Genomic DNA, 23,963 nt, shown 5'->3' on the forward strand with positions numbered 1-23,963 from the left:
CGTAACCGATCGGCCGCTTGCGCGGCTCGTCCCAGCGGGCGCTGAGCGTGGTTTTGCAGCGCGGGCATACCGCTTTGCTGCCATAGGCCAGCGGCGGCAGCGCCACCAGCATGTCGCACTGCGGGCACAGCATCAGGTTATCCTGGTGCGCCGCCGAGGGTGCGGAATGACTATGCTGCTGATGATTGTTGTGGGAACACACCATATTCCTCCTAAATAACGTTGCTCACCGGCACGTCGATACCGCCCGCAGCAGCGCGCGGGCGGTATCGCAACGGTCAGCCGTTTTTCATCGCTTCCAGCTCTTCCCAGCGGGCGAAGGCCTGCTCGAGCGCCTGCTCGGCGTTAGCCAACGCCGTCAGCACTTCTTGCGTTTCGCTGTGCGGCCGCGTGAAGAAGTCGGCATCGCTCATCTGCGCCTGCAGCGCTTCGATTTCCACTTCCAGCTGTTCAAGCCGCTGCGGCAACTGTTCCAGTTCGCGCAGCAGGTTGTAACTCAGCTTGGCCGCCGCTTTCTTCGGCTGTTCGGCCTTTTTCTCCGCCGCCGGTTTGCTCGCGCTCGGCGCCGCCTGACGAATCGGTTTCGCTGTCGCGCGCTGGTGATGCGCATCGTAGTAACCGCCGACGAAGGCGTTGATCACGCCATTGCCTTCGAAGATCCAGCACTCGGTCACCGAGTTGTCGACGAACTGACGATCGTGACTGACCAGCAACACGGTGCCCTGATAGCCGTCGATCAGCTCTTCCAGCAGCTCCAGCGTTTCGACGTCGAGATCGTTGGTTGGTTCATCGAGGATCAGCAGATTGCTCGGTTTCAGAAACAGCTTAGCCAACAGCAAGCGGTTACGCTCACCGCCCGACAGCGCCTTCACCGGCGTCATCGCGCGTTTCGGGTGGAACAGGAAGTCCTGCAGGTAGCCCAGCACGTGGCGAGGACGGCCGTTGACCATCACTTCCTGCTTGCCTTCCGCCAGGTTGTCCATCACCGTGCGCTCTGGATCGAGATCGGCGCGGTGCTGGTCGAAATAGGCCACTTCCAGCTTGGTGCCGCAGTGCACGCGGCCGCTGTCGGCTTTCAGCTGACCGAGCATCAGTTTCAGCAGCGTGGTTTTGCCGCAGCCGTTCGGCCCCACCAGCGCAATCTTGTCGCCGCGCTGCACCTGGGCGGAGAAACCGCGTACCAGCACCTTTTCGCCAACCTGATAATTGACGTCTTCCAGCTCGAATACGATTTTGCCGGAGCGGGTCGCCTCTTCCACCTGCATCTTGGCGGTGCCCATCACTTCACGGCGCTCTGAACGCTCGACGCGCAGCGCCTTCAGCGCGCGCACGCGGCCTTCGTTGCGAGTGCGGCGCGCCTTGATGCCCTGACGGATCCAGACCTCTTCCTGCGCCAGCTTGCGGTCGAACTCGGCGTTTTGCAGCTCTTCCACCCGCAGCGCTTCTTCTTTGCTCTGCAGGTACAGATCGTAGTTACCCGGCCAGGAAACCAGCTTGCCGCGATCCAGATCGACGATGCGCGTCGCCATGTTGCGGATAAACGAACGGTCGTGCGAGATGAAGACAATGCTGCCGTCGAACTCTTTCAGGAAACCTTCCAGCCAGTCGATGGTTTCGATATCCAGGTGGTTGGTCGGTTCGTCGAGCAACAACACGCGCGGCGAGCTCACCAGCGCGCGGCCCAGCGCCGCTTTGCGCAGCCAGCCGCCGGACAGCGAGGAAAGCTCTGCGTCGCCGTTCAGCCCCAGCTGCAGCAGCACTTCGCTGATGCGGCTGTCGAGCTGCCACAGCCCCTGGTGATCGAGGATCTCCATGATTTGCGCCATGCGCGCCAGGTTTTTCTCGCTCGGATCGCTTTCCACCAGGTGAGAGATCGCGTGATACGCCTTCAGGTGTTCCGCCTGCTCCGCGACGCCTTCCGCCACGAAGTCGAACACGCTGCCGCCGATATTGCGCGGCGGATCCTGTTGCAGACGCGCCACGATCAGATCCTGTTCGTAGATCACCCGGCCGTCGTCCAGCGGGATCTCTTTGCCTAGGATCTTCAGCAGCGTGGATTTGCCGGCGCCGTTGCGCCCGACCAGACACACGCGCTCGTTGTCTTCGATATGAATTTCGGTGTTGTCTAACAATGGCGCATCGCTGAAAGAGAGCCAGGCGCCGGACATGCTGATTAACGACATAGTAATTATTTTCCTTCGCCGGCGTGAGTCACCAGCCAGCAGTTGTGGATCTGACGGTTACGGGCAAAATCCTGCGACAGCGTCTTGGCGGTGATCTCTTTCGCCTCCAGGCCCAGCGCGCTCAGCCCTGCCATATCCATTTGGAAACCGCGCTTGTTGTTCGAGAACATGATGGTCCCGTTGCGGCGCAGCAACCGTTTCAAATCTTTCATCAGCGCCAGGTGATCGCGCTGCACGTCAAAGGTGTTCTCCATCCGCTTGGAGTTGGAGAACGTCGGCGGATCGATGAAGATCACGTCGAACTGTTCATTGGCATTGCTCAGCCACGACAGGCAGTCGGCCTGGATCAGCCGATGCTGGCGGCCGGTCAGGCCGTTGGCGCGCAGGTTCTTCTCCGCCCATTCCAGGTAAGTGCGCGACATGTCCACCGTGGTGGTGCTGCGCGCGCCGCCCAGCCCGGCATGCACGCTGGCGGTGCCGGTATAGGCGAACAGGTTGAGGAAGTCCTTGCCGCCGCTCATCTCGCCCAGCATACGGCGCGCAATGCGGTGATCGAGGAACAGGCCGGTATCGAGATAGTCGGTCAGGTTGACCCACAGCTTGGCGTTATACTCTTCCACCAGCAAGAACTCGCCCTTCTGCGCCAGTTTCTCGTACTGGTTTTTGCCCTTCTGCCGCTCGCGGGTTTTCAGGATCAGCTGATTCGACGGCAATTCCAGCACCGCCAGCGTCGCGTTGATCACATCGAACAGGCGCTGACGCGCCTTCTGCGCATCGACGGTTTTCGGTGGCGCATACTCCTGCACCACCACCTTGCTGCCGTAACGATCCACCGCGACGTTGTATTCTGGCAGATCGGCATCGTACAGGCGGTAGCATTCGATGCCTTGTTGCTTCGCCCACTTGTCGAGCTTCTTCAAATTCTTGCGCAGACGGTTAGCAAAATCTTCCGCCACCTGCACGCCGCCGGTAGCGTTGCCGGCCGGGCTTGCCGCCAGCTGATAGTTTTTCTGCACGCACTCCAGCGGGCCGTTCTTCGCCTTGAACTGGCGCTCGGCGCGCAGCTGCAGGCAGCTCAACAGCTCCGGCGAGGCGCTGAACAGCGACAGCTGCCAACCGCCAAAGGCGCTTTTCATCACGCGGCCCAGCATGTTGTGCAGCGCGATCAGCGCCGGTTCGCTTTCCAGACGCTCGCCGTACGGCGGGTTGCTGATCACCGTGCCGTGCGGGCCTTCCGGCAGCGGGTTGGTCAAGCGCGCGACGTCGCCGACGTTGAAGGTGATCAGCTCGGCGACGCCGGCGCGGCGGGCGTTGCCGCGCGCCATCTCAATCACCCGGCGATCGATATCGGAACCGAAGAAGCGAGAGGTAGTTTCCTGCAGGCCGCGACGCGCGCGCACCTGCGCTTCGGTGGTGACTTCACGCCACAGTTCGGCGTTGTGACCATTCCAGGCGCTGAAGCCCCAGTGTTGACGGTGCAGGCCCGGCGCGCGATCGGCGGCGATCATCGCCGCTTCGATCAACAGCGTGCCGGAGCCGCACATCGGATCGAGCATCGGCGTGCCCGGCTGCCAGCCGGAACGCAACACGATGGCGGCCGCCAGGTTTTCCTTCAACGGCGCCTGGCCGGTGAGATCGCGGTAGCCGCGCTGGTGCAGGCCTTCGCCGCTCAGATCGAGCGCCACGCTGGCCATATCGCGTTGCAGGAAGACGTTAACGCGAATGTCCGGCTGCTGTTTGGCAACCGTCGGGCGTTGGTCGAGCTTACGGGTGAAGCTGTCAACGATGGCGTCTTTCACCTTCAGCGCGCCATACTGGCTGTTGCGGATCTCTTCGTTCACGCCGCTGAAATGCACGGCGAAGGTTTTATCCACGCCAAAAATGCTCGGCCAGTCAATCGCCTGCACGCCGAGGTACAGATCCAGGTCGCTGTGCACGCGGAATTCGTTCAGCGGCAACAAAATGCGCGAAGCCAGGCGGCTCCACAGCAGGCTTTGGTACAGAAGACGATCGTCACCCTGAAAATGTACCCCGCCCTGCACCACTTTGCAGTCGTGAGCGCCAAGCGTTTCCAGCTCGCTTTTTAACAGTTCTTCCAATCCACGCGCCGTGCTGGCAAACAGAGAGTTCATATCGTACTTATCACCAAAAAGAAAATTGTTGCGCATTATAGCTAATCCGCACCGCTTGTCATAAAGTTGCTCCCTTCTATTTAATCATCGCACGGAGATAAGGGTGATCACGCTTTCCAGACTCTACGTCCATCCGGTTAAATCACTGCGCGGCTTGCAGCTTTCCTACGCCCAGGTCGGCAGCAGCGGTCTGGCCTTTGACCGCAACTTTATGATCACCGAACCGGACGGCACCTTTATTACCGCGCGCCAATATCCGCAGATGGTGTTGTTCACGCCGGCGCTGTTGCCGGACGGGCTGTTTCTGACCGCGCCGGACGGTGAAAGCGCCGCCATTCGCTTCAGCGACTTCGCGGCCACGCCGCAGCCGACCGAGGTGTGGGGCAACCATTTCACCGCGCTGATCGCGCCGGATGAGATCAACCGCTGGCTGAGCGGCTACTTCCAGCGCGACGTGCAGCTGCGCTGGCTGGGGCCGGAGCTGACCCGCCGGGTCAAGAAACACCCTGAAATCCCGCTGACGTTTGCCGACGGCTACCCTTATCTGCTGATTAACCAAGCCTCGTTCAACGACCTGCAGCAGCGTTGCCCCGGCAGCATCAAGCTGGAACAGTTCCGCCCCAATCTGGTGGTGAGCGGCGCTACCGCCTGGGCTGAAGACGGCTGGCAGGTGATCCGCGTCGGCGACGTGATGTTCGATCTAGTGAAACCCTGCAGCCGCTGCGTGCTCACCACCGTCAGCACCGAGCGTGGCCGCAAGCACCCGAGCGGCGAACCGCTCAGCACGCTGCAAAAATTCCGCTCCGCCGACAACGGCGACATCGATTTCGGCCAGAATATGATCGCGCGCAACAGCGGCATCATTCGCGTGGGCGATACGGTGGAAGTCTTGTCAACCAAGCCGCCGCGCCCTTATGGCGCAGGTAAAGTGGTGGAGAGCGTGCAGGCGCCGCAGGACAGCGCGCACAGCGTCACTATCGAATATGAAGGAAAGGTATTTACCGGCAATAACCAGCAGATCCTGCTCGAACAACTGGAACAGCAAGGCATTCGCGTGCCTTACTCGTGCCGCGCCGGGATTTGCGGCAGCTGCCGCATTACATTGCTGAGCGGTGAAGTCGCGCCCCTGAAGAAAAGCGCGCTGGGCGACAACGGCACCATCCTGTGCTGCAGCTGCATCCCGAAAACTGATTTGACGTTGGCGTAATCCGCCTTATACCGCCCTGTCGTAAGCCGGGGCGGCGCTTTCATCCTGCGCGCAGGGTTTCAGCCGATCGTGCATCACCTTGATGGCGTCGCCCAAGACCATGGTACGGCCGGCGACCGTCAGCTGATTTTGCGCCAGCAGGCACAGGCTGGCGTTATCCCCGGCCTCCACCACCAGCAGGCGCGCTTCCGCGCCGCTTTCCATCACTTTCACCGCCGCCAGCTCGCCGTTTTTCGGCTGCAACGGGTAGTGCTGCTGCGAGAAATGCCAGCTCTTCGGCATCAGCGGTTTCAGGAAGCGATAGGCGACCAGCGCATTCAACACCAGCTCGGCGCGCTGTTCGTGGCTCAGCTTGACCTGCTTGCACTGTTCTTCATAGGTGAAATAAAGGGCGGCGTCATCCACGCAAAAAGCGCATTCATCGAAGGCGTCCGGCGTTAACATTTTGGCCGGGAAACGTGAACGAAAGATCATACCATTAGCTAAATCCAGCATTAGCCGATCGTGTTCGGCATCAAAATACCAACGCCAATTATCGTCAGGTTTTATCTTCATTTCGTATCCTTCTCGCTGCCCATGCCAACGCCGCACTCACCCTAAAAGGCGATTTTATCACCGATGAAATAGCTTAAACATCGGATAATTCCGCGAACGATATTTAAGCTAACGAACAAAATATAGACGAGCCGGGGGCAGAAATAAACCCCCGGAATAAAATGAGAGGAAAAATATTAGATATGGGTAACGATATCTTTAATCAAACGCGGGCCGTGATAGATAAATCCGGAATAAATTTGCAGCAGGCTCGCGCCGGCCTCCATTTTTTCGCGCGCCGCCGTCAGCGAATCGATGCCGCCTACGCCGATAATCGGCAGACGTCCTTGCAGCTCGGTGGAGAGGCGACGGATCACTTCGGTGCTGCGTGATTGCAACGGACGCCCACTTAACCCGCCCGCTTGTTCGCAGTAATTCAGCCCTTGGATCAATTTTCGATCCAACGTGGTATTGGTGGCGATCACGCCATCGATATTATGCCGCATCAGGCTATCGGCAATTTGGATCAATTCTTCTTCAGAAAGATCCGGCGCGATCTTTACCGCCACCGGCACATATTTGTGATGGCGCGCATGTAATTCCTGCTGCTTATTTTTAATCGCAGCCAAAAGATCGTCCAACGCTTCGCCATACTGTAAGGATCGTAACCCCGGCGTATTCGGTGAAGAGATGTTAATCGCGATATATCCGGCATACGGATAAACTTTATCCATGCAGATCAAATAATCGTCTTTGCCCTGCTCGACCGGCGTGTCTTTATTCTTGCCGATATTGATCCCAAGAATGCCGCCGAAATGGGATTTCTTAACGTTTTCAACCAGATTGTCCACACCATGGTTATTGAACCCCATGCGGTTAATCAGGCCTTCCGCCTCAACCACGCGGAACAAGCGCGGCTTGTCGTTGCCCGGTTGCGGACGCGGCGTCACGGTGCCGACTTCCACATGGCCGAAGCCCATCGCGCCGAACGCATCGATGCATTCGCCGTTTTTATCCAGACCGGCGGCCAACCCCAGCGGGTTTTTAAACGACAGCCCCATGCAGCTGACCGGTTTGGTCGGCACGGACTGACGGACAAGAAACGCTAATGGGGTGCCGGTAATACGGCTGAGCTGACGAAAGGTCACTTCGTGCGCGCGCTCCGGATCGAGCTGGAACAACGCTTTCCTGATGAGGGGGTAGTACATGGACTCTCCTGATTTCCCGGTTGCAAACCGGGGGCGTATTATCCGGTATCCCCCGCCTAATTGGAATTGATTAAAGGCAAAAAAAGCCGTTTTTACGCAATCGTTTTCCCTCTTCATCGCCAAATCGGCGCCAATCCGCTTTTACGCATATCCAAATCAAAAAATGAGATTTAAAAAACGCGCCCGGTTGCTGGTAGGTTTAAAACACTTCCCATTAATTTTCTAATTAAACCTAACTTTTAGTTATAAGGAGTGGCAATGCGCGTTATATCACTGGCCGGTAGCCCACGCATCCCATCACGTTCCGCCGCGCTGCTCTCGCTGAGTCAGAACTGGCTGCGGCAACAAGGGGTGGAGGTGACGGCCTATACCCTGCACGACTTCGATGCCGAAGATCTGCTGTACGCCAACTTCAACAGTCCGGCGATCAAGGCGTTTGCCGACCAGCTGGCGCAGGCCGACGGCCTGCTGATTTCCACGCCGGTTTATAAAGCGTCGTTCTCCGGCGCGCTGAAAACCCTGCTGGACCTGCTGCCGGAACGCGCGCTGGACCATAAAGTGGTGCTGCCGCTGGCGACCGGCGGTTCTGTCGGTCACATGCTGGCGGTGGACTATGCGCTGAAACCGGTGCTGGCGGCGCTGAAAGCGCAAGAGGTGCTGCACGGCGTGTTCGCCGACGACAGTCAGATCCAGCTGACCGGCGAAAGCGCCACGCTCACCGACGCCGTGGCCGCCCGGTTGGAAGAAGCGCTCGCCAGTTTCTATCTGGCGCTTGGGCGCCGCAAACCGCCCGCGCTGCGCGTCGCCTCGCCGCTGACGGCGCGTCAAACCGCCTGAAATGCCTGGAAAAGGAGAGCCTGAATGAAACAACGCAACGCTTTGCGACGTTGGCTGAACGCAGCGGCCTTCACCGGCCTGCTGTCGCTGGTCTGGGCCAACGCCGCCGTCGCGCAGGATCCGGCGCAATTTCGCATCGGTTACCAGAAAGGATCGGTGAGTCTGGTGCTGGCGAAAAGCCACCGGCTGCTGGAGGAGCGCTTCCCCGCCACCCGCATCAGTTGGATTGAATTTCCCGCCGGCCCGCAGATGCTGGAAGCCTTGAACGTCGGCAGCATCGATCTGGGCAGCACCGGTGATATTCCGCCGATCTTCGCGCAGGCCGCCGGGGCGGACCTGCTGTATGTCGGCGTTGAGCCTCCCAAACCGAAGGCGGAAGTGATCCTGGTGCCGGAAAACAGCCCGATCAAAACCGTCGCCGATCTGAAAGGCCATAAGGTCGCATTTCAGAAAGGATCCAGCTCACACAACCTGCTGCTGCGATCGCTGCAAAAGGCCGGCCTGAAATTTACGGATATCCAACCCGCCTACCTGACTCCCGCCGATGCGCGCGCCGCATTCCAGCAGGGCAACGTCGATGCCTGGGCTATCTGGGATCCTTATTATTCCGCCGCGCTGCTGCAGGGCGGCGTTCGGGTGCTCGGCGACGGCACCGATCTGAACCAGACCGGTTCCTTCTATCTGGCGGCGCGCCCTTATGTCGAAGCCAATGGCGCCTTTATCAGCCAGCTCCTGACGGTGCTGACCCAGGCCGATGCGCTCACCCGCAGCGACCGGGCGCAAAGCGTGACCTTGCTGGCCAACGCCATGGGGCTACCGGAACCGGTGATCGCCAGCTATCTGGATCACCGTCCCCCGACCGCCATCACACCGCTCGATGCGCATACGATCGCCGCGCAGCAGCAAACCGCCGACCTGTTTTACGCCAACCGGCTGGTGCCGGTGAAGGTCGACATCTCGCAACGCATCTGGCGCCCAAGCGCGCAATAAATACGGGAGAGCATTGACGATGAGCCTGAACGTTTTCTGGTTTTTACCCACCCACGGCGACGGCCACTATCTTGGCAGCGCACAGGGCGCTCGCAGCGTCGATCACGGTTACTTGCAACAAATCGCCCAAGCGGCGGACCGGCTGGGATTCGGCGGCGTGCTGATCCCCACCGGTCGCTCTTGCGAAGACTCCTGGCTGGTGGCCGCCTCGCTGATCCCGGTCACCCAGCGGCTGAAATTTTTGGTCGCGCTGCGGCCGGGTATCATCTCCCCTACGCTGGCGGCGCGTCAGGCGGCGACGCTGGATCGCCTGTCCAACGGGCGCGCCCTGTTCAATCTGGTCACCGGCGGCGATCCGGAAGAGCTGGCGGCGGAGGGGTTGCATCTCAGTCATGAAGAGCGTTACGAAGCCTCGACCGAGTTCACTCATATCTGGCGCCGGGTGCTGGAAGGTGAAACCGTCGATTTCCACGGCAAGCATATTCAGGTGAAAGGCGCCAAACTGCTGTTCCCGCCGGTGCAGCAACCGCGCCCGCCGCTCTATTTCGGCGGATCCTCCGCCGCCGCGCAGGATCTGGCCGCCGAGCAGGTAGAAATGTACCTCACCTGGGGAGAGCCGCCGGCGCAGGTCAAAGAGAAGATCGAAGAGGTGCGCGCCAAAGCGGCGGCGAAGGGCCGGCAGGTACGTTTCGGCATCCGTCTGCACGTCATCGTGCGGGAAACTACCGAAGAGGCCTGGCGCGCCGCCGATCGGCTGATCGCTCACCTCGATGAGGAAACCATCGCCAACGCGCAGCAGGCCTTTGCCCGCTTCGACTCCGTCGGCCAACGGCGCATGGCGGCGCTGCACGGCGGCAAGAAGGATAATCTGGAGATCAGCCCGAACCTGTGGGCCGGCATCGGCCTGGTGCGCGGCGGCGCCGGCACCGCGCTGGTGGGCGATGGCCCGACGGTCGCGGCGCGCATGCAGGAATACGCCGATCTGGGCATCGACACCTTTATTCTCTCCGGCTATCCGCATCTGGAAGAGGCCTACCGCGTCGGCGAACTGCTGTTTCCGCACCTCGACCTGGCACAGGAGGAAACGCCCGCGCGCCTTCAACCGGTGCGCCCGCAGGGCGAAGTGGTGGCCAACATCTATGTTCCGCAAAAAGTGTCGCAGAGCTGAGGAGCGCCCCGATGGCAAAGAACGCGCAACGCATCCTGTACCGGCTGGCCCCTTGGGCGCTGCCGCTGGCGCTGGTGATCATCTGGCAAGTCGCCGTCGAAACCGGCTGGCTGTCCAACCGCATTTTGCCGGCGCCGAGTGCGGTGCTGGCCGCCTTCTGGCGCCTGAGCCAAAGCGGCGAACTGTGGCAGCACCTGAGCATCAGCAGCCAGCGTGCGTTGTTAGGCTTCGCCATCGGCGGCAGCATCGGACTGATTCTCGGCTTTATTACCGGGCTGTCGCGCTGGGGTGAACGCCTGTTGGACAGTTCGGTGCAAATGGTCCGCAACGTGCCGCACCTGGCGCTAATCCCACTGGTGATCCTGTGGTTCGGCATCGATGAATCCGCCAAGATCTTTCTGGTGGCGCTCGGCACGTTGTTCCCGATTTATCTCAATACCTATCACGGCATCAAAAACATCGATCGCGGCCTGCTGGAGATGGCGCGCAGCTACGGTCTGAGCGGTTTTCGCCTGTTCACGCAGGTGGTGCTGCCGGGCGCGTTGCCGTCGATTATGGTCGGCGTGCGTTTCGCCCTCGGGTTCATGTGGTTGACGCTGATCGTCGCCGAAACCATCTCGGCCAACTCCGGCATCGGTTATCTGGCGATGAACGCGCGTGAATTTCTGCAAACCGACGTGGTGGTGGTGGCGATCGTGCTGTACGCCCTGCTCGGCAAGCTGGCAGACGTGGGTGCGCAACTGCTGGAACGCGTCTGGCTGCGCTGGCATCCGGCCTATCAACTGAAACAGGGAGAAGCGCTATGACCCTTCCCGCTCGCCTTGCGCAAGGCACGCCGGTGACGCTGGAGTCCATCGGCAAACGTTACGGCAACCGCACCGTGCTGGATAACATTCAGCTACGCATCTCTGCCGGGCAGTTCGTGGCGGTGGTCGGCCGCAGCGGCTGCGGCAAGAGCACCCTGCTGCGTCTGTTGGCCGGCCTGGAACAGGCCAGCAGCGGAGCGCTGCTCAGCGGCAATGCGCCGCTTGCCGCCGCCAAAGAGGATACCCGGCTGATGTTTCAGGATGCGCGCCTGTTGCCGTGGAAAACGGTGATCGACAACGTGGGTCTGGGGCTGCGCGGCCACTGGCGCGACGCGGCGCTGCAGGCGCTGGCCGCGGTCGGTTTGGCGGATCGCGCCCGCGACTGGCCGGCGGCGCTGTCCGGCGGACAAAAGCAGCGGGTCGCCCTGGCACGCGCGTTGATCCACCGCCCCCGCCTGCTGCTGCTGGACGAACCGCTCGGGGCGCTGGATGCCCTGACGCGCATCGAGATGCAGGGGCTGATAGAATCGCTGTGGCAACAGCACGGTTTTACCGTACTGCTGGTGACGCACGACGTCAGCGAAGCCATCGCGCTGGCGGATCGGGTGATCCTGATTGAAGAGGGCCACATCGGACTGGATCTGAGCATCGATCTGCCGCGGCCACGCCGCAAAGGCTCGGCCAGGCTGGCGGAACTGGAAGCTGAAGTGCTGGAGCGGGTGTTATCGCCGCCGGTCACCGCGGCCAGCCCACGCCAGGCGGCGAATTGAACGAAAAAAGGGACGGCACAGGCCGTCCCTTTGGGTATTCACGGTGAAAAGATTAGGCGTCGAGCGCCTTGCTGATCTTCTCGTACAGATCGCCGGACAGGTTTTCCAACCCTTTCAGCTGTTCCAACGCTTTGCGCATCAGCGCCTGGCGACCGGCGTCGTAACGCTTCAGACGAATCAGCGGTTCGATCAGGCGCGCGGCGATCTGCGGGTTGCGCTGGTTGAGATCGCTTAGGATCTCCACCAGGAATTGATAACCGCTGCCATCCGCCGCATGGAACGCCGCCGGGTTGCCGGAAGCGAAGCCGCCGATCAGCGAGCGGGTGCGGTTCGGATTGCTCAGGCTGAACGAGCGGTGTTGCAGCAGCGCACGCACCTTGCTCAACACATCCGCCGACGGGCTGCTCCCCTGCAGCACGAACCATTTGTCCATCACCAGGCCATCCTGATGCCAGCGCTCGTCGAACGCCTCCAACAGCGCATCGCGACACGGCAACTGGGCCGCAACCGCGGCGGACAGCGCCGCCAGCAAGTCGGTCATGTTATCCGCCTGGCGATACTGTTCGCTCACCAGTTGGTCCGCCAGCGCCGCATCTTCGCCGAACGCCAGATAACCCAGGCACACATTGCGCAAGGCGCGCTTGGCGATGTCGGCGTGCTCCACGCGGTAGCCGTCGGTCTTGTTGGCGTGATACACCGCCAGCCACTCATCGGCCAACTCCCGCGCCAGGCAGCGAACGATCGCTTCGTGCACCGCGGCGATCGCTTCCGGATCGATGGTGGCGAACAGTTCAGCGATTTCGTTCTCCGACGGCAGCGTCAGGATCTGCGCCGCCAGCGCCGGATCCAGCGTCTCGTTCAGCAACACCGCACGGAACGCGTCGGCCACGTGCAGCGGCAGCGACAACGGCTGCTTCTGCTGGTGCCGCGCCACGTTCAGTTTGATGTAGGTCGCAAGCAGGCTCTGCGCCGCATCCCAACGCGCAAACTCATTGCGCGCGTGCTGCATCAGGAAGGTCAGTTGCTGATCGCTATACGGATAATCCAGTTTCACCGGCGCAGAGAATTCACGCAGCAGCGACGGCACCGGCTTGTGCGCCACGCCGTCGAACACGAAGGTCTGCTCCGCTTCGGTGACGTTCAGCACGTTGTTGACCGGCAGGCCGCCCTTCTGCAGCGCGATGACGTTACCTTCGCTGTCGTACAGCTCGATATCCAGCGGGATATGCAGCGGCAACTTCTCAGGCTGATCGGCGGTCGGCGGGGTTTTCTGGCTGACATGCAGGCGATATTGCTGAGTTTCCGCATCGTACTCGTCGCGCACCGTCAACAGCGGCGTGCCGGACTGGCTATACCAACGGCGGAAGCGCGACAGATCCACGTTGGACGCGTCCTCCATCGCCTGTACGAAGTCATCGCAGGTGGCGGCGCTGCCGTCGTGGCGTTCGAAATAGAGCTGCATCCCTTTCTGGAAGTTCTCTTCCCCCAGCAGGGTGTGCATCATGCGGATCACTTCAGAACCTTTCTCATACACCGTCAGGGTGTAAAAGTTGTTCATCTCGATGACTTTATCCGGACGAATGGCATGCGCCATCGGGCTGGCGTCTTCGGCGAACTGCGCGCCGCGCATCACGCGCACGTTATCGATACGGTTGACCGAACGCGAGCCCAGATCGGAACTGAACTCTTGATCGCGGAACACCGTCAGCCCCTCTTTCAGGCTGAGCTGGAACCAGTCGCGGCAGGTGACGCGGTTGCCGGTCCAGTTGTGGAAGTATTCGTGGCCAATCACCGCTTCGATGTTCAGGTAATCTTTATCGGTGGCGGTTTCCGCCTTCGCCAACACGTATTTGGAGTTAAAGATATTTAACCCTTTGTTCTCCATCGCGCCCATATTGAAGAAATCGACCGCCACGATCATATAAATGTCGAGATCGTATTCCAGACCGAAGCGGGTCTCGTCCCACTTCATCGAGTTTTTCAACGAGGTCATCGCCCAGTCGGCGCGATCCAGGTTACCGCGATCGACAAACAGCTCCAGCGCGACCTTACGGCCGGAACGGGTGGTGAAACTGTCGCGCAGCACGTCGAAGTCCCCCGCCACCAACGCGAACAGGTAGCAAGGTTTCGGGAACGGATCCTGCCATTGCACCCAGTGGCGACCATCGGCCAATTCACCCTGGCCAATACGGTTGCCGTTCGACAGCAGGAACGGATAGCGCGCCTTGTCGGCCACGATGCGGGTGGTAAAGCGCGCCAGCACGTCCGGGCGATCCTGGTAATAGGTAATATGATGGAAGCCTTCGGCTTCGCATTGCGTGCACAGCGCATCGCCGGACAGATACAGCCCTTCCAGCGCGGTGTTTTTCGCCGGGTGAATATCGTTGACGATGGTCAGAGTGAATTGTGCCGGCAACGCTTCGACGATCAGCTGGTTATCCTGCTGACGATAGGCGCTCCACGGTTGACCGTCGACCTGAATGCTCACCAGCGTCAGATCCTCGCCATCCAGCACCAGCGGTGCGCCGGCCGCGCCTTGACGTTTGATTTTACTGACGGCGGTCACGCGCGTGGTTTCCGCGTCCAGACTGAAGTCCAAATCGATGTCGGTCGTGGTGTAATCGGGCGCGCGATAATCGTGGCGATATTTTGCCTGTGGCTGTTGTGTCATAAAAACCCTTAAACGTCTCAGTGAGTTATAGGTGCCAGGCCGCTCTTCTCCTCCGCGCCGTCGCTGGAGATTTCCCCTGCGGCGCTCGGCGAACCTGATTGTGAATAAACTGTATCACAGCTGGCTGAAAAGCCCAGATCCGCCGGGCAAGCGCGATAAAGAAATCAGAGGCAAATCATAGTTCACCCACCAGATGGCAGCGCGGGTGACCAATGGATAAATAAAAATCAGCATTTAATGCTAAAAAACCGCCTTCGCGGCGCTCGGGCATTGTTGAGGCGGCACAGGCGGCATGATGGTATAATTGCCGAATCAGGCTCAGGGATGACTCGCACTATGAAAATCAAATACGCAATCTATTTTTTCACCCTGTGCCTGATGACCTCCTTCTCGCTGTTCATCGTCGAGGAACTGCTCGAAGCCCATACCGAGTACCGCGATAACCAGCTCAACCTGTATAAGATCGATCGCGCCAAAGAAATCTCCGAGGCCTTTCAGGCTTCGCTGCAGGCTCACCGTCTCAAACGCTTGAGCCTGATCGATCCGCAAATCACTCGCGCGCAGTGTCTGGCCGCCGATCGGGTGGCGCGTGAGAAAATCGCCCGGATCCGCGAGCATCTGAACGACACGGTCGCCAGGGAGCTGGGTGTGCGGCAAAAAATCGCCGCGCTGTCGATGATCGGCCTGATGGAACAGTTGCTGGATAACGACAACCTGCAGCTTTCGCAGGTCAACAACGCCAACGCCAACCTGTTCAACATCAACAGCGCCTATTACATCTCGCAAACCAGCAAGAGCTATTACCGCTACACCTACGATACCCGAATGGTGGATACCGACTCCTTTATGTTTCTCGAGGCCATTCGCCTCAACAACCGGCTAAATATGTCGCTGACGGAGTTAAGCGATCAGATTATCGACGTCAACGTCAGCCCGCTCGATCGCAAAGACGCCTATCTGAAGTCCATTCAGTTGACCGGCGTCCTGAACGCGCTGAGCACCCGGTTGATCTTCATGAAGCTCAACTACGACGACGTGCAAACCACCAGCATCGTCAATCAGTTGCTCAGCCAGGTGTCTACCGAACGCCTCAAGCAGATTACCGATGGGCTATACACCGCCATCAATACCCAAAAGCCCTATCCCGCCGCGCTGATCTCGCGCTATGTCGACGAGTTGAGCGGGCTTTCGCAGACGCTGTATCAACGCAGCTTCGAGCTGGAAACCGTCGCTTCGCGTCACAAGATTTATGACAGCCAGACCACCATTTACGGCATGATCGCGCTCGCCGGTCTGGGGGTGCTGCTGTTCATTTTGCCGGCGCTGGTGTTCTGCACCAACATCAACCGCTGGTTGACCAAAACCCACAACAATATCGTGCGGCTGTCGCGCGGCGAGATGAATATCGATCGCAACGACGCCTTCTACAGCCGGGAACTGATCGCCATCAGCGACGCCATTCAACAGCTCAGACAATATCAGTTGGACAAGGTCTCGCTGGAAAGCGAGAAACAGCTGCTGATTAAAGAGCTTGAGGCCTCTTCCTTCCTCGATCCGCTCACCAACATTTATAACCGCCGTAAATTCTTCCTCGAATGCCAGCTATTGGGCGACGGTAGCTACCCGCAGGCCTTTTGCCTGATCGATATCGACAACTTCAAACAGCTCAACGACAGCTACGGCCACGATGTCGGTGACCGGGCGCTGGTGGAATTCGGCCATCTGTTGCAACGCGCGTTTCGCGCCAGCGACATCTTCTGCCGCTACGGTGGTGAAGAGTTCGCGGTGCTGCTGGGCAACTGTTCGTTGGACAACGCGCGGGACATCATGGAGCAATTGCGCGCCCGCACCCATCGCCTGACGCTGAATCTGACCGACGGGCGGCAAGTGCGTTTCACCACCAGCTGCGGCATTGCGCCGGTCAACGCGTTCACTGCGCTGCAGGCGGCGATCAAACAGGCGGACGAAGCGCTCTATTTTTGCAAAAAGAACGGCAAGGATCGGGTCAGCGTGCACACCCAGGCCGGGTTTATCTGATTTGTTGTTTAAAATAATTAACATTATAATTTTTATGACTAATTAGGCTAAGTCATTCACCTTACAGGCATATCTGGCTTTTTTCCCCCGCCGCCGTCGCCAGCCCGCCATAAAGGCACGTTTAATCCTCGACCCGCTTCGGTGATTTATGGTGTGATGCAGCTTCAATAACAGGATAATCCGGGTATACTCCACCCCCACTTTTATGATTATCCGGATTTGGACACGCGCCTGACGAGGATGCTGTAACGCGCTATGACTCAATACGCTTCCCCGATTTTGACATCACTGCTTGATACCGATGCTTACAAGCTTCATATGCAGCAAGCAGTGTTCCATCGCTATCCCGCGATCAGCGTGGCGGCGGAATTCCGCTGCCGCGGCGACGAACTGCTGGGCGAATATGCCGACGAGATCCGCGCGCAGGTCGCCCTGATGAGCCAGCTGGCGCTGACCGACGCCGAATTCGCTTACCTTTCGGGCCTGCCCTTCTTCCGTCAAGATTACCTGAGCTGGCTGCGCACGTTCCGATACGATCCGCAGCAGGTGACCATCGACAACCGCGACGGCAAGCTGCAAATCCGCATCGCCGGGCCGTGGCGTGAAGTGATCATGTGGGAAGTGCCGCTGCTGGCGGTGATCAGCGAAGTGGTGCACCGCCGGCGTTCTCCGCTGGCGACGCCGGAACAGGCGGTAGCCCACCTGCAAACCAAGTTGGCGCAGTTCAAGACGCTGGCGGGCGATTTGGATCTTTCACGCTTCAAGCTGATGGACTTCGGCACCCGTCGCCGTTTCTCCCAGGGCGTACAACAGGCCATCGTCAGCACCTTGCAGGCCGAATTCCCGTACCTGTCGGGCACCAGCAATTACGATCTGGCGCATCAGCTCGGCCTGGCGCCGGTCGGCACGCAGGCGCATGAATGGTTCCAGGCGCATCAGCAGATAAGCCCGGTGCTGGCCAACAGCCAGCGCGCCGCATTGCAGGCCTGGCTGGATGAATACCCCGATCAGCTTGGCATCGCGCTCACCGACTGCATTACCATGGATGCTTTCCTGCGCGACTTCGGCCCGCAGTTCGCCGAGCGTTATCAGGGGCTGCGCCACGATTCGGGCGATCCCGTCGAGTGGGGTGAGAAAGCCATTGCCCACTATCAGAAACTGGGCATCGACCCCATGAGCAAAACGCTGGTGTTCTCGGACAACCTGGATCTGGAAAAAGCGCTGGCGCTCTATCGCCACTTCTATCAGCGCATCAATCTCAGCTTCGGTATCGGCACGCGCCTGACCTGTGATATTCCCGGCGTTAAGCCGTTGAATATCGTGATCAAGCTGGTCGAATGCAAAGGCAAACCGGTGGCTAAGCTCTCCGACAGCCCCGGCAAGACCATCTGCCAGGACCAGGCATTCGTGCGGGCCTTGCGCAAGGCCTTCGATCTGCCGCTGGTGAAGAAAGCCAGCTGAACCTTCTCTATATAGAGAGAAAGAAAGCCGGCCCGGTTTACGCGCCGGCTTTTTTGTTTTTATCCCGAACGCCCTCTTTTCAGTCAGCCGCGATAAATGTTGCGACAATCCGATGATTTCTGCTTGTGCTCTGCACCGCGGCAAGTAACATAGCCATTACCCCCATATTCTTGGGTTGTAAGCTATTTCTAAACCAAATTATTAAAGAGAGAAATCTATGAGCGTAGTGCCTGTAGTCGACGTACTGCAAGGTCGTGCTGCGGTTGACAGTGAAGTCACCGTACGCGGCTGGGTACGTACCCGGAGAGATTCAAAAGCTGGTATCTCCTTCCTGGCCGTCTATGACGGTTCCTGCTTTGATCCGTTACAGGCCGTCGTTAATAATTCTCTGCCGAATTATCAGGATGAAGTGCTGCATCTGACCACCGGTTGTTCGGTTGAAGTCACCGGCAAAGTCGTCGCTTCACCGGGCGAAGGCCAGAGCTTCGAACTGCAGGCTACCGCAATCAACGTGGTCGGCTGGGTCGACGATCCGGACACTTACCCGATGGCGGCCAAGCGCCACAGCATCGAATACCTGCGCGAAGTGGCTCACCTGCGCCCGCGCACCAACCTGATCGGCGCCGTGGCGCGCGTACGTCATACTCTGGCGCAGGCGATCCACCGCTTCTTCCATGAAAATGGGTATTTCTGGGTCTCTACTCCGCTGATCACTGCCTCCGATACCGAAGGCGCCGGCGAGATGTTCCGCGTGTCCACGCTGGATCTGGAAAACCTGCCGCGCACCGACAAAGGCACCGTCGATTTCAGCGAAGACTTCTTCGGTAAGGAAGCCTTCCTCACCGTTTCCGGCCAGCTGAACGGCGAAACCTACGCTTGCGCGCTGTCGAAGGTTTACACCTTCGGCCCAACCTTCCGCGCCGAAAACTCCAACACCAGCCGCCACCTGGCGGAGTTCTGGATGATCGAACCGGAAGTGGCCTTCGCTACGCTGGACGACGTCGCCGGCCTGGCCGAAAGCATGCTGAAGTATGTGTTCCAGGCGGTGCTGGATGAACGTGCCGACGATCTGAAATTCTTCGCCGAGCGCGTGGATAAAGACGCTATCGCTCGTCTGGAGCGCTTCGTGTCTTCCGATTTCGCCCAGGTGGACTACACCGACGCCATTGAGATCCTGCTGGCTTCGGGCCAAACCTTCGAAAACCCGGTTTCCTGGGGCATCGATCTCTCTTCCGAGCATGAACGTTACCTGGCGGAGAAACACTTCCAGGCGCCGGTGGTGGTGAAAAACTACCCGAAAGACATCAAAGCGTTCTACATGCGCATGAACGAAGACGGCAAGACCGTCGCGGCCATGGACGTGCTGGCGCCGGGCATCGGCGAAATCATCGGCGGCTCGCAGCGTGAAGAACGCCTCGACGTGCTCGATCAGCGTCTGGAAGAGATGGGGCTGAATAAAGAAGACTACTGGTGGTATCGCGATCTGCGCCGGTACGGCACCGTGCCGCATTCCGGTTTCGGCCTGGGCTTTGAACGTTTAATCGCCTATGTCACCGGCGTGCAAAACGTGCGCGATGTGATTCCATTCCCGCGCACGCCGCGTAACGCAAGCTTCTAATTTATACGATCACACGTTTTTTAAACGATTTCGTTACAAAACAAAGGCCAGCATCGCTGGCCTTTCGCATTTTTTAATATTGACGCACGTCACAAAGTTCCCGAAAAATTACATTTGGTTACACATACTTTCCTTTTGCAACCTGATTGGGACATTGGTATCATTTTCGTCCTAGATTAACCCGCCTGTGAATGGAACACTGCGTTCAGACACAGGACGACACCAATCTATCAACAATAGTTCCCAAAGAATTATTGGCGGCAGTGGCAAAGGTGTCCGAATAACACCAATGAGGGTAATAATGATGAAGCGCAACATTCTTGCAGTGGTAATCCCGGCTCTGTTGGCTGCTGGTGCAGCAAACGCAGCTGAAATCTACAACAAAGACGGCAACAAGCTGGATCTGTACGGCAAAGTTGACGGTCTGCACTACTTCTCCAAAGACAAAGGTAATGACGGCGATCAGACCTATGTTCGTTTCGGCTTCAAAGGTGAAACCCAGATTACTGACCAACTGACCGGTTACGGCCAGTGGGAATACAACGTTCAGTCCAACCACGCCGAATCTCAGGGCACCGAAGGCACCAAAACCCGTCTGGGCTTCGCCGGTCTGAAATTCGCTGACTACGGCTCCTTCGACTACGGCCGTAACTACGGCGTACTGTACGACGTGGAAGGCTGGACCGATATGCTGCCAGAGTTCGGTGGCGATACTTACACCTACTCCGACAACTTCATGACCGGCCGTACCAACGGCGTTGCGACCTATCGTAACAACAACTTCTTCGGTCTGGTTGACGGTCTGAACTTCGCCGTTCAGTACCAGGGTAAAAACCAGAACGACAGCCGTGCTCTGAAAAAACAGAACGGCGACGGCTGGGGCCTCTCCTCTACTTATGACATCGGCGAAGGCGTAAGCTTCGGCGCTGCCTATGCGTCCTCCAACCGTACCGACGATCAGAAGCTTAACGCTACCGCTAAAGGCGACAAAGCTGACGCATGGACCGTGGGCGCGAAATACGACGCCAACAACGTCTACCTGGCGGCGATGTATGCAGAAACTCGCAACATGACCCCATACGGCGAGTCTGACTTGACTATCGCTAACAAAACTCAGAACTTCGAAGTGACCGCTCAGTACCAGTTCGACTTCGGTCTGCGCCCAGAAGTGTCTTACCTGCAGTCTAAAGGCAAGGATCTGGCTGGCCGCACCGCGAACGGCGCTCGCTTCAACGGCGGCGACGCTGACCTGGTTAAATATGTTTCTGTTGGTACCACTTACTACTTCAACAAAAACATGTCCACCTACGTTGATTACAAAATCAACCTGCTGGATGACAACGACTTCACCAAAGCTAACGGCATCGCAACTGACGATATCGTAGGCGTTGGTCTGGTATACCAGTTCTAAGTTGTCTCGCTTATCGGCGGTTCACCGTCGGCTAAGTTAAAAAAACAGGGCTTCGGCCCTGTTTTTGTTTGTATCAGCCGGTAACTTTTTATCCTGCCGATTCCCCCTTCCCCATCATTTTTTCTGTCGAATCCTTCACGTTCATAAGATCGCGGTGTTTTTATCGCAAACGGTTGGCAAAGCCGATAACTGGCGCTACCCTGATGCTTCTGTCTGCTTAACTCCGAGATTTGGAAGCACCTGACATGTTTGAAAAAATCACCGCCGCACCCGCCGACCCGATCCTGGGCCTGACCGACATTTTCCGCGCCGACGCCCGCCCGAATAAAATCAATTTAGGCATTGGCGTTTATAAAGACGAAACCGGTAAAACTCCGGTGCTGACCAGCGTAAAGAAAGCTGAACAGTATCTGTTGGAAAATGAGACCACCAAAAACTATCTCGGCATTGAGGGCATCCCGGCGTTCGCCAGCTGCACGCAAGAGCTGCTGTTCGGTAAAGAGAGCCCGATCGTCGCCGATCGCCGCGCGCGCACCGCACAGACACCTGGCGGCACCGGCGGCCTGCGCGTGGCGGCAGACTTTATCGCCAACCAGACCAGCGCCAAACGCATCTGGATCAGCAACCCAAGCTGGCCGAACCACAAGAACGTCTTTAGCGCCGTGGGCCTGGAAGTGCTGGAATACGCCTACTATGACGCCGCCAACCACGCGTTGGATTTTGACGGTCTGCTGAACAGCCTGAAACAGGCGCAGGCCGGCGATGTCGTGCTGTTCCACGGCTGCTGCCATAACCCGACCGGTATCGATCCAACGCCGGAACAGTGGGCGCAGCTGGCTGAACTTTCCGTCGCCAACGGGTGGTTGCCGCTGTTCGACTTCGCTTATCAGGGCTTCGCCAACGGCCTGGAAGAAGATGCGCAGGGCCTGCGTATTTTCGCCGCCAAACATAAAGAACTGATCGTCGCCAGTTCCTATTCGAAAAACTTCGGTCTGTACAATGAGCGCGTCGGCGCTTGCACTATTGTAGCCGCCGATGCCGAAACCGCCGATCGCGCCTTCAGCCAGGTGAAAGCGGCCATTCGCGCCAACTACTCCAACCCGCCGTCACACGGCGCCGCCGTTGTCGCCACCATTCTGGGCAACGATGCGCTGCGCGCGATGTGGGAACAAGAGCTGACCGATATGCGCCAACGCATTCACCGCATGCGTCAGCTGTTTGTGAACACCCTGCAGGAGAAAGGCGCGCAGCAGGACTTCAGCTTCATCATCCAGCAGAACGGCATGTTCTCGTTCAGCGGCCTGACCAAAGAGCAGGTGCTGCGTCTGCGTGAAGAGTTTGGCGTTTACGCTGTGAACTCGGGCCGGGTGAACGTGGCGGGCATGACGCCGGACAATATGGCGCCGCTGTGTGAAGCCATCGTCGCCGTGCTCTAAGCGCGTCGGCGAAAGCCACCAGTTTGAAGGGGCGCGCTATGCGCCCCTTAATTATTTCTGCCGGGAAATGATCGTTACCACACCGCCGGCTCTTCGCGCAGGAACGGGTTGGTCTGGCGCTCGTGACCGAAGGTCGACATTGGACCGTGGCCGGGAATAAAGCGCATGTCGTCGCCTAACGGCAACAGCTTGGTGCGAATAGAGGCGATCAGCGCCTGATGGTCACCGCGCGGGAAGTCGCTGCGCCCCACGCCGCCGTTAAACAGCACGTCACCCACCAGCGCCAAACGCGCCTGCTCATTGATAAAGACGATGTGGCCCGGTGTGTGCCCAGGACAATGCAACACCTTGAGCTTCATCTCGCCCACCTGCATCTCATCGCCTTCCGACAACCAACGGGTCGGGGTCAGCGGCGCACACTCTTCCAGCCCGAACATCCGGCTCTGCGCCGGCAAACCATCCAGCCAAAAAGCGTCCTCTTTATCCGGGCCGTAAATCGGCACCTGATAATGTTCCGCCAGCTCCGCCGCCGCGCCGACGTGATCCAAATGGCCGTGCGTCAGCAAAATCTGCGTGATTGTCACACCCTGCTTCGCCACTTCCGCTTTGATTTTTTCCGCTTCGCCGCCGGGATCGACCAACGCCGCCTGCTGCGTGTTTTCACACCAGATCAGGCTGCAATTCTGGCTAAAAGCGGTAACGGGAATAAGATGGTATTTCATAAGGCTCCAACGACAATAACGCCGCCTCCGCAAGGAGCGGCGTTATTCACTGAGGGCACCGCGATTACCAGCTCCGAACCGGGCCGGTATCGATGTGCACGAAGTTGCTACGTGGGTAATATCCTACACCACCAGCGCGCATTTTTAACGCCGCTTTACGGATATTACTCAATTGGATACCTTCAATATGGAAATCCATCGCCTGGCCCTTGGTATGGTAGCTGTGCTTGGCCACACCACGGCTGTGCGCGCGCAATTCGTTGTTGGTATCTACGGAACGGTAACCGGAGATCAGCTGCACCGGCTTGCTGGTACCCAGCAGCCCCTGCAGGCGATAGAGGTGATCAAACAAACTGGGATCGATCGATTTAACCTTGTTGGCGCGATAATCGCGGAACAGATGATTTAGCCGAACCAACTCTTCTTTATTGTAGCCTTTGCCGTCAAAGAACTCGGCTTTAATAGATTCACCGGTATTCAGGTTATTCAACACTAAAATACGCGGTCGAGCGGTGGAAAGACTGGCAAACGCCTGCCCAGGGAGCAGCGCTATGCCCATAGCTGCGCCGCCTAGCGCCAGCCATTTACGGCGATGATGATCAATTTTGTCCATGACTCTGTTAAACCCGGCAAGAATGTCAAAATAAATGCACAAAGCAGCGCACTGTCCGAACCATAACCGCCTGCGTATGCTGAGTCAACCCGCGATACGCCTAGGTTTACAGGCCCCCCAGGTAAGAGGGCCTGCGGTATAGCCAAACATTCTGACCGT

Annotated in this window: 18 protein-coding genes and 1 pseudogene; 11 read left to right on the plus strand and 8 right to left on the minus strand. The window is 58.6% G+C overall.

What is annotated here, in order from left to right; genetic code table 11:
- The 3 genes and pseudogenes from ACSBQV_RS06535 to rlmKL all read right to left on the minus strand — a co-directional run.
- Nucleotides 1–205 (minus strand): annotated as a pseudogene (locus ACSBQV_RS06535) (paraquat-inducible membrane protein A); the annotation flags it as partial.
- Between the two features lie 73 nt (nt 206–278).
- Nucleotides 279–2,183 carry an ABC transporter ATP-binding protein gene (locus tag ACSBQV_RS06540; protein WP_099783681.1) on the minus strand — a complete coding sequence of 635 codons (1,905 nt, stop codon included), beginning with the start codon at nt 2,181–2,183 and terminating at the stop codon, nt 279–281.
- A 5-nt stretch (nt 2,184–2,188) separates the two neighbouring features.
- Nucleotides 2,189–4,315: a bifunctional 23S rRNA (guanine(2069)-N(7))-methyltransferase RlmK/23S rRNA (guanine(2445)-N(2))-methyltransferase RlmL gene (gene rlmKL, locus ACSBQV_RS06545; protein WP_089192583.1), complete on the minus strand. Its 2,127-nt coding sequence runs from the start codon at nt 4,313–4,315 to the stop codon at nt 2,189–2,191.
- A gap of 103 nt (nt 4,316–4,418) precedes the next feature.
- On the opposite strand from rlmKL, the gene ACSBQV_RS06550 reads away from it, so the two are divergent.
- Nucleotides 4,419–5,522, plus strand: a complete 1,104-nt coding sequence (locus ACSBQV_RS06550) for a YcbX family protein (RefSeq protein WP_033642584.1) — start codon at nt 4,419–4,421, stop codon at nt 5,520–5,522.
- A 6-nt stretch (nt 5,523–5,528) separates the two neighbouring features.
- Here the strand turns inward: ACSBQV_RS06550 and ACSBQV_RS06555 are convergent, their stop codons facing one another.
- Nucleotides 5,529–6,077, minus strand: a complete 549-nt coding sequence (locus ACSBQV_RS06555; protein ID WP_004928171.1) for a cell division protein ZapC — start codon at nt 6,075–6,077, stop codon at nt 5,529–5,531.
- A gap of 176 nt (nt 6,078–6,253) precedes the next feature.
- Nucleotides 6,254–7,264 carry a quinone-dependent dihydroorotate dehydrogenase gene (pyrD, locus tag ACSBQV_RS06560; RefSeq protein WP_099783677.1) on the minus strand — a complete coding sequence of 337 codons (1,011 nt, stop codon included), beginning with the start codon at nt 7,262–7,264 and terminating at the stop codon, nt 6,254–6,256.
- 258 nt (nt 7,265–7,522) lie between these two features.
- Here pyrD and ssuE point away from each other — a divergent pair, with 258 nt between their 5' ends.
- Genes ssuE through ssuB form a run of 5 tightly spaced genes read left to right on the plus strand, consistent with a single transcriptional unit; the run spans nt 7,523 to nt 11,835 of the window.
- The gene (ssuE, locus tag ACSBQV_RS06565; protein ID WP_033642583.1) at nt 7,523–8,101 is read left to right on the plus strand and encodes an NADPH-dependent FMN reductase; all 579 of its coding nucleotides are present in this window, start codon (nt 7,523–7,525) and stop codon (nt 8,099–8,101) included.
- A 24-nt stretch (nt 8,102–8,125) separates the two neighbouring features.
- On the plus strand, nt 8,126–9,091 hold the full coding sequence (locus ACSBQV_RS06570) for a sulfonate ABC transporter substrate-binding protein (protein ID WP_099783675.1): 966 nt from the start codon (nt 8,126–8,128) through the stop codon (nt 9,089–9,091).
- Between the two features lie 19 nt (nt 9,092–9,110).
- Nucleotides 9,111–10,259 (plus strand): FMNH2-dependent alkanesulfonate monooxygenase, encoded by a 1,149-nt coding sequence (ssuD, locus tag ACSBQV_RS06575; RefSeq protein ID WP_016928301.1) that lies wholly within the window; start codon nt 9,111–9,113, stop codon nt 10,257–10,259.
- A gap of 11 nt (nt 10,260–10,270) precedes the next feature.
- The gene (ssuC, locus tag ACSBQV_RS06580) at nt 10,271–11,065 is read left to right on the plus strand and encodes an aliphatic sulfonate ABC transporter permease SsuC (protein WP_099783673.1); all 795 of its coding nucleotides are present in this window, start codon (nt 10,271–10,273) and stop codon (nt 11,063–11,065) included.
- Nucleotides 11,062–11,835, plus strand: coding sequence for an aliphatic sulfonates ABC transporter ATP-binding protein (gene ssuB, locus ACSBQV_RS06585; protein ID WP_042784124.1), 774 nt, complete (start codon nt 11,062–11,064; stop codon nt 11,833–11,835). The genes ssuC and ssuB overlap by 4 nt, the downstream gene beginning before the upstream one ends.
- 52 nt (nt 11,836–11,887) lie before the next feature.
- Here the strand turns inward: ssuB and pepN are convergent, their stop codons facing one another.
- Entirely contained in the window at nt 11,888–14,506 is a 2,619-nt protein-coding gene (gene pepN / locus ACSBQV_RS06590) for an aminopeptidase N (RefSeq protein ID WP_099783671.1), read from the minus strand.
- A 336-nt stretch (nt 14,507–14,842) separates the two neighbouring features.
- On the opposite strand from pepN, the gene ACSBQV_RS06595 reads away from it, so the two are divergent.
- The 5 genes from ACSBQV_RS06595 (at nt 14,843) to ACSBQV_RS06615 (ending at nt 22,469) form a co-directional block, all read left to right on the plus strand.
- On the plus strand, nt 14,843–16,543 hold the full coding sequence (locus tag ACSBQV_RS06595) for a GGDEF domain-containing protein (RefSeq protein WP_046686783.1): 1,701 nt from the start codon (nt 14,843–14,845) through the stop codon (nt 16,541–16,543).
- 255 nt (nt 16,544–16,798) lie between these two features.
- On the plus strand, nt 16,799–18,004 hold the full coding sequence (gene pncB / locus ACSBQV_RS06600) for a nicotinate phosphoribosyltransferase (protein ID WP_033642577.1): 1,206 nt from the start codon (nt 16,799–16,801) through the stop codon (nt 18,002–18,004).
- A gap of 217 nt (nt 18,005–18,221) precedes the next feature.
- A complete protein-coding gene (gene asnS, locus ACSBQV_RS06605) occupies nt 18,222–19,622 on the plus strand; it encodes an asparagine--tRNA ligase (RefSeq protein ID WP_042784118.1) in 1,401 nt (466 codons plus the stop codon).
- A 301-nt stretch (nt 19,623–19,923) separates the two neighbouring features.
- Entirely contained in the window at nt 19,924–21,033 is a 1,110-nt protein-coding gene (ompC, locus tag ACSBQV_RS06610) for a porin OmpC (RefSeq protein WP_033642575.1), read from the plus strand.
- Nucleotides 21,034–21,278: 245 nt separating this feature from the next.
- Nucleotides 21,279–22,469, plus strand: a complete 1,191-nt coding sequence (locus ACSBQV_RS06615) for an amino acid aminotransferase (protein ID WP_033642574.1) — start codon at nt 21,279–21,281, stop codon at nt 22,467–22,469.
- A gap of 74 nt (nt 22,470–22,543) precedes the next feature.
- On the opposite strand, the gene ACSBQV_RS06620 is transcribed toward ACSBQV_RS06615, so the two are convergent.
- Together ACSBQV_RS06620 and ACSBQV_RS06625 are read right to left on the minus strand one after the other, a co-directional pair.
- Nucleotides 22,544–23,191 (minus strand): MBL fold metallo-hydrolase, encoded by a 648-nt coding sequence (locus tag ACSBQV_RS06620; protein ID WP_033642573.1) that lies wholly within the window; start codon nt 23,189–23,191, stop codon nt 22,544–22,546.
- Nucleotides 23,192–23,255: 64 nt separating this feature from the next.
- A complete protein-coding gene (locus ACSBQV_RS06625; RefSeq protein ID WP_004928217.1) occupies nt 23,256–23,804 on the minus strand; it encodes a YcbK family protein in 549 nt (182 codons plus the stop codon).
- Nucleotides 23,805–23,963 lie beyond the last annotated feature (159 nt).

The sequence above is a fragment of the Serratia sp. B501 genome (genome assembly GCF_051172315.1).
GTDB lineage: Bacteria > Pseudomonadota > Gammaproteobacteria > Enterobacterales > Enterobacteriaceae > Serratia > Serratia ureilytica.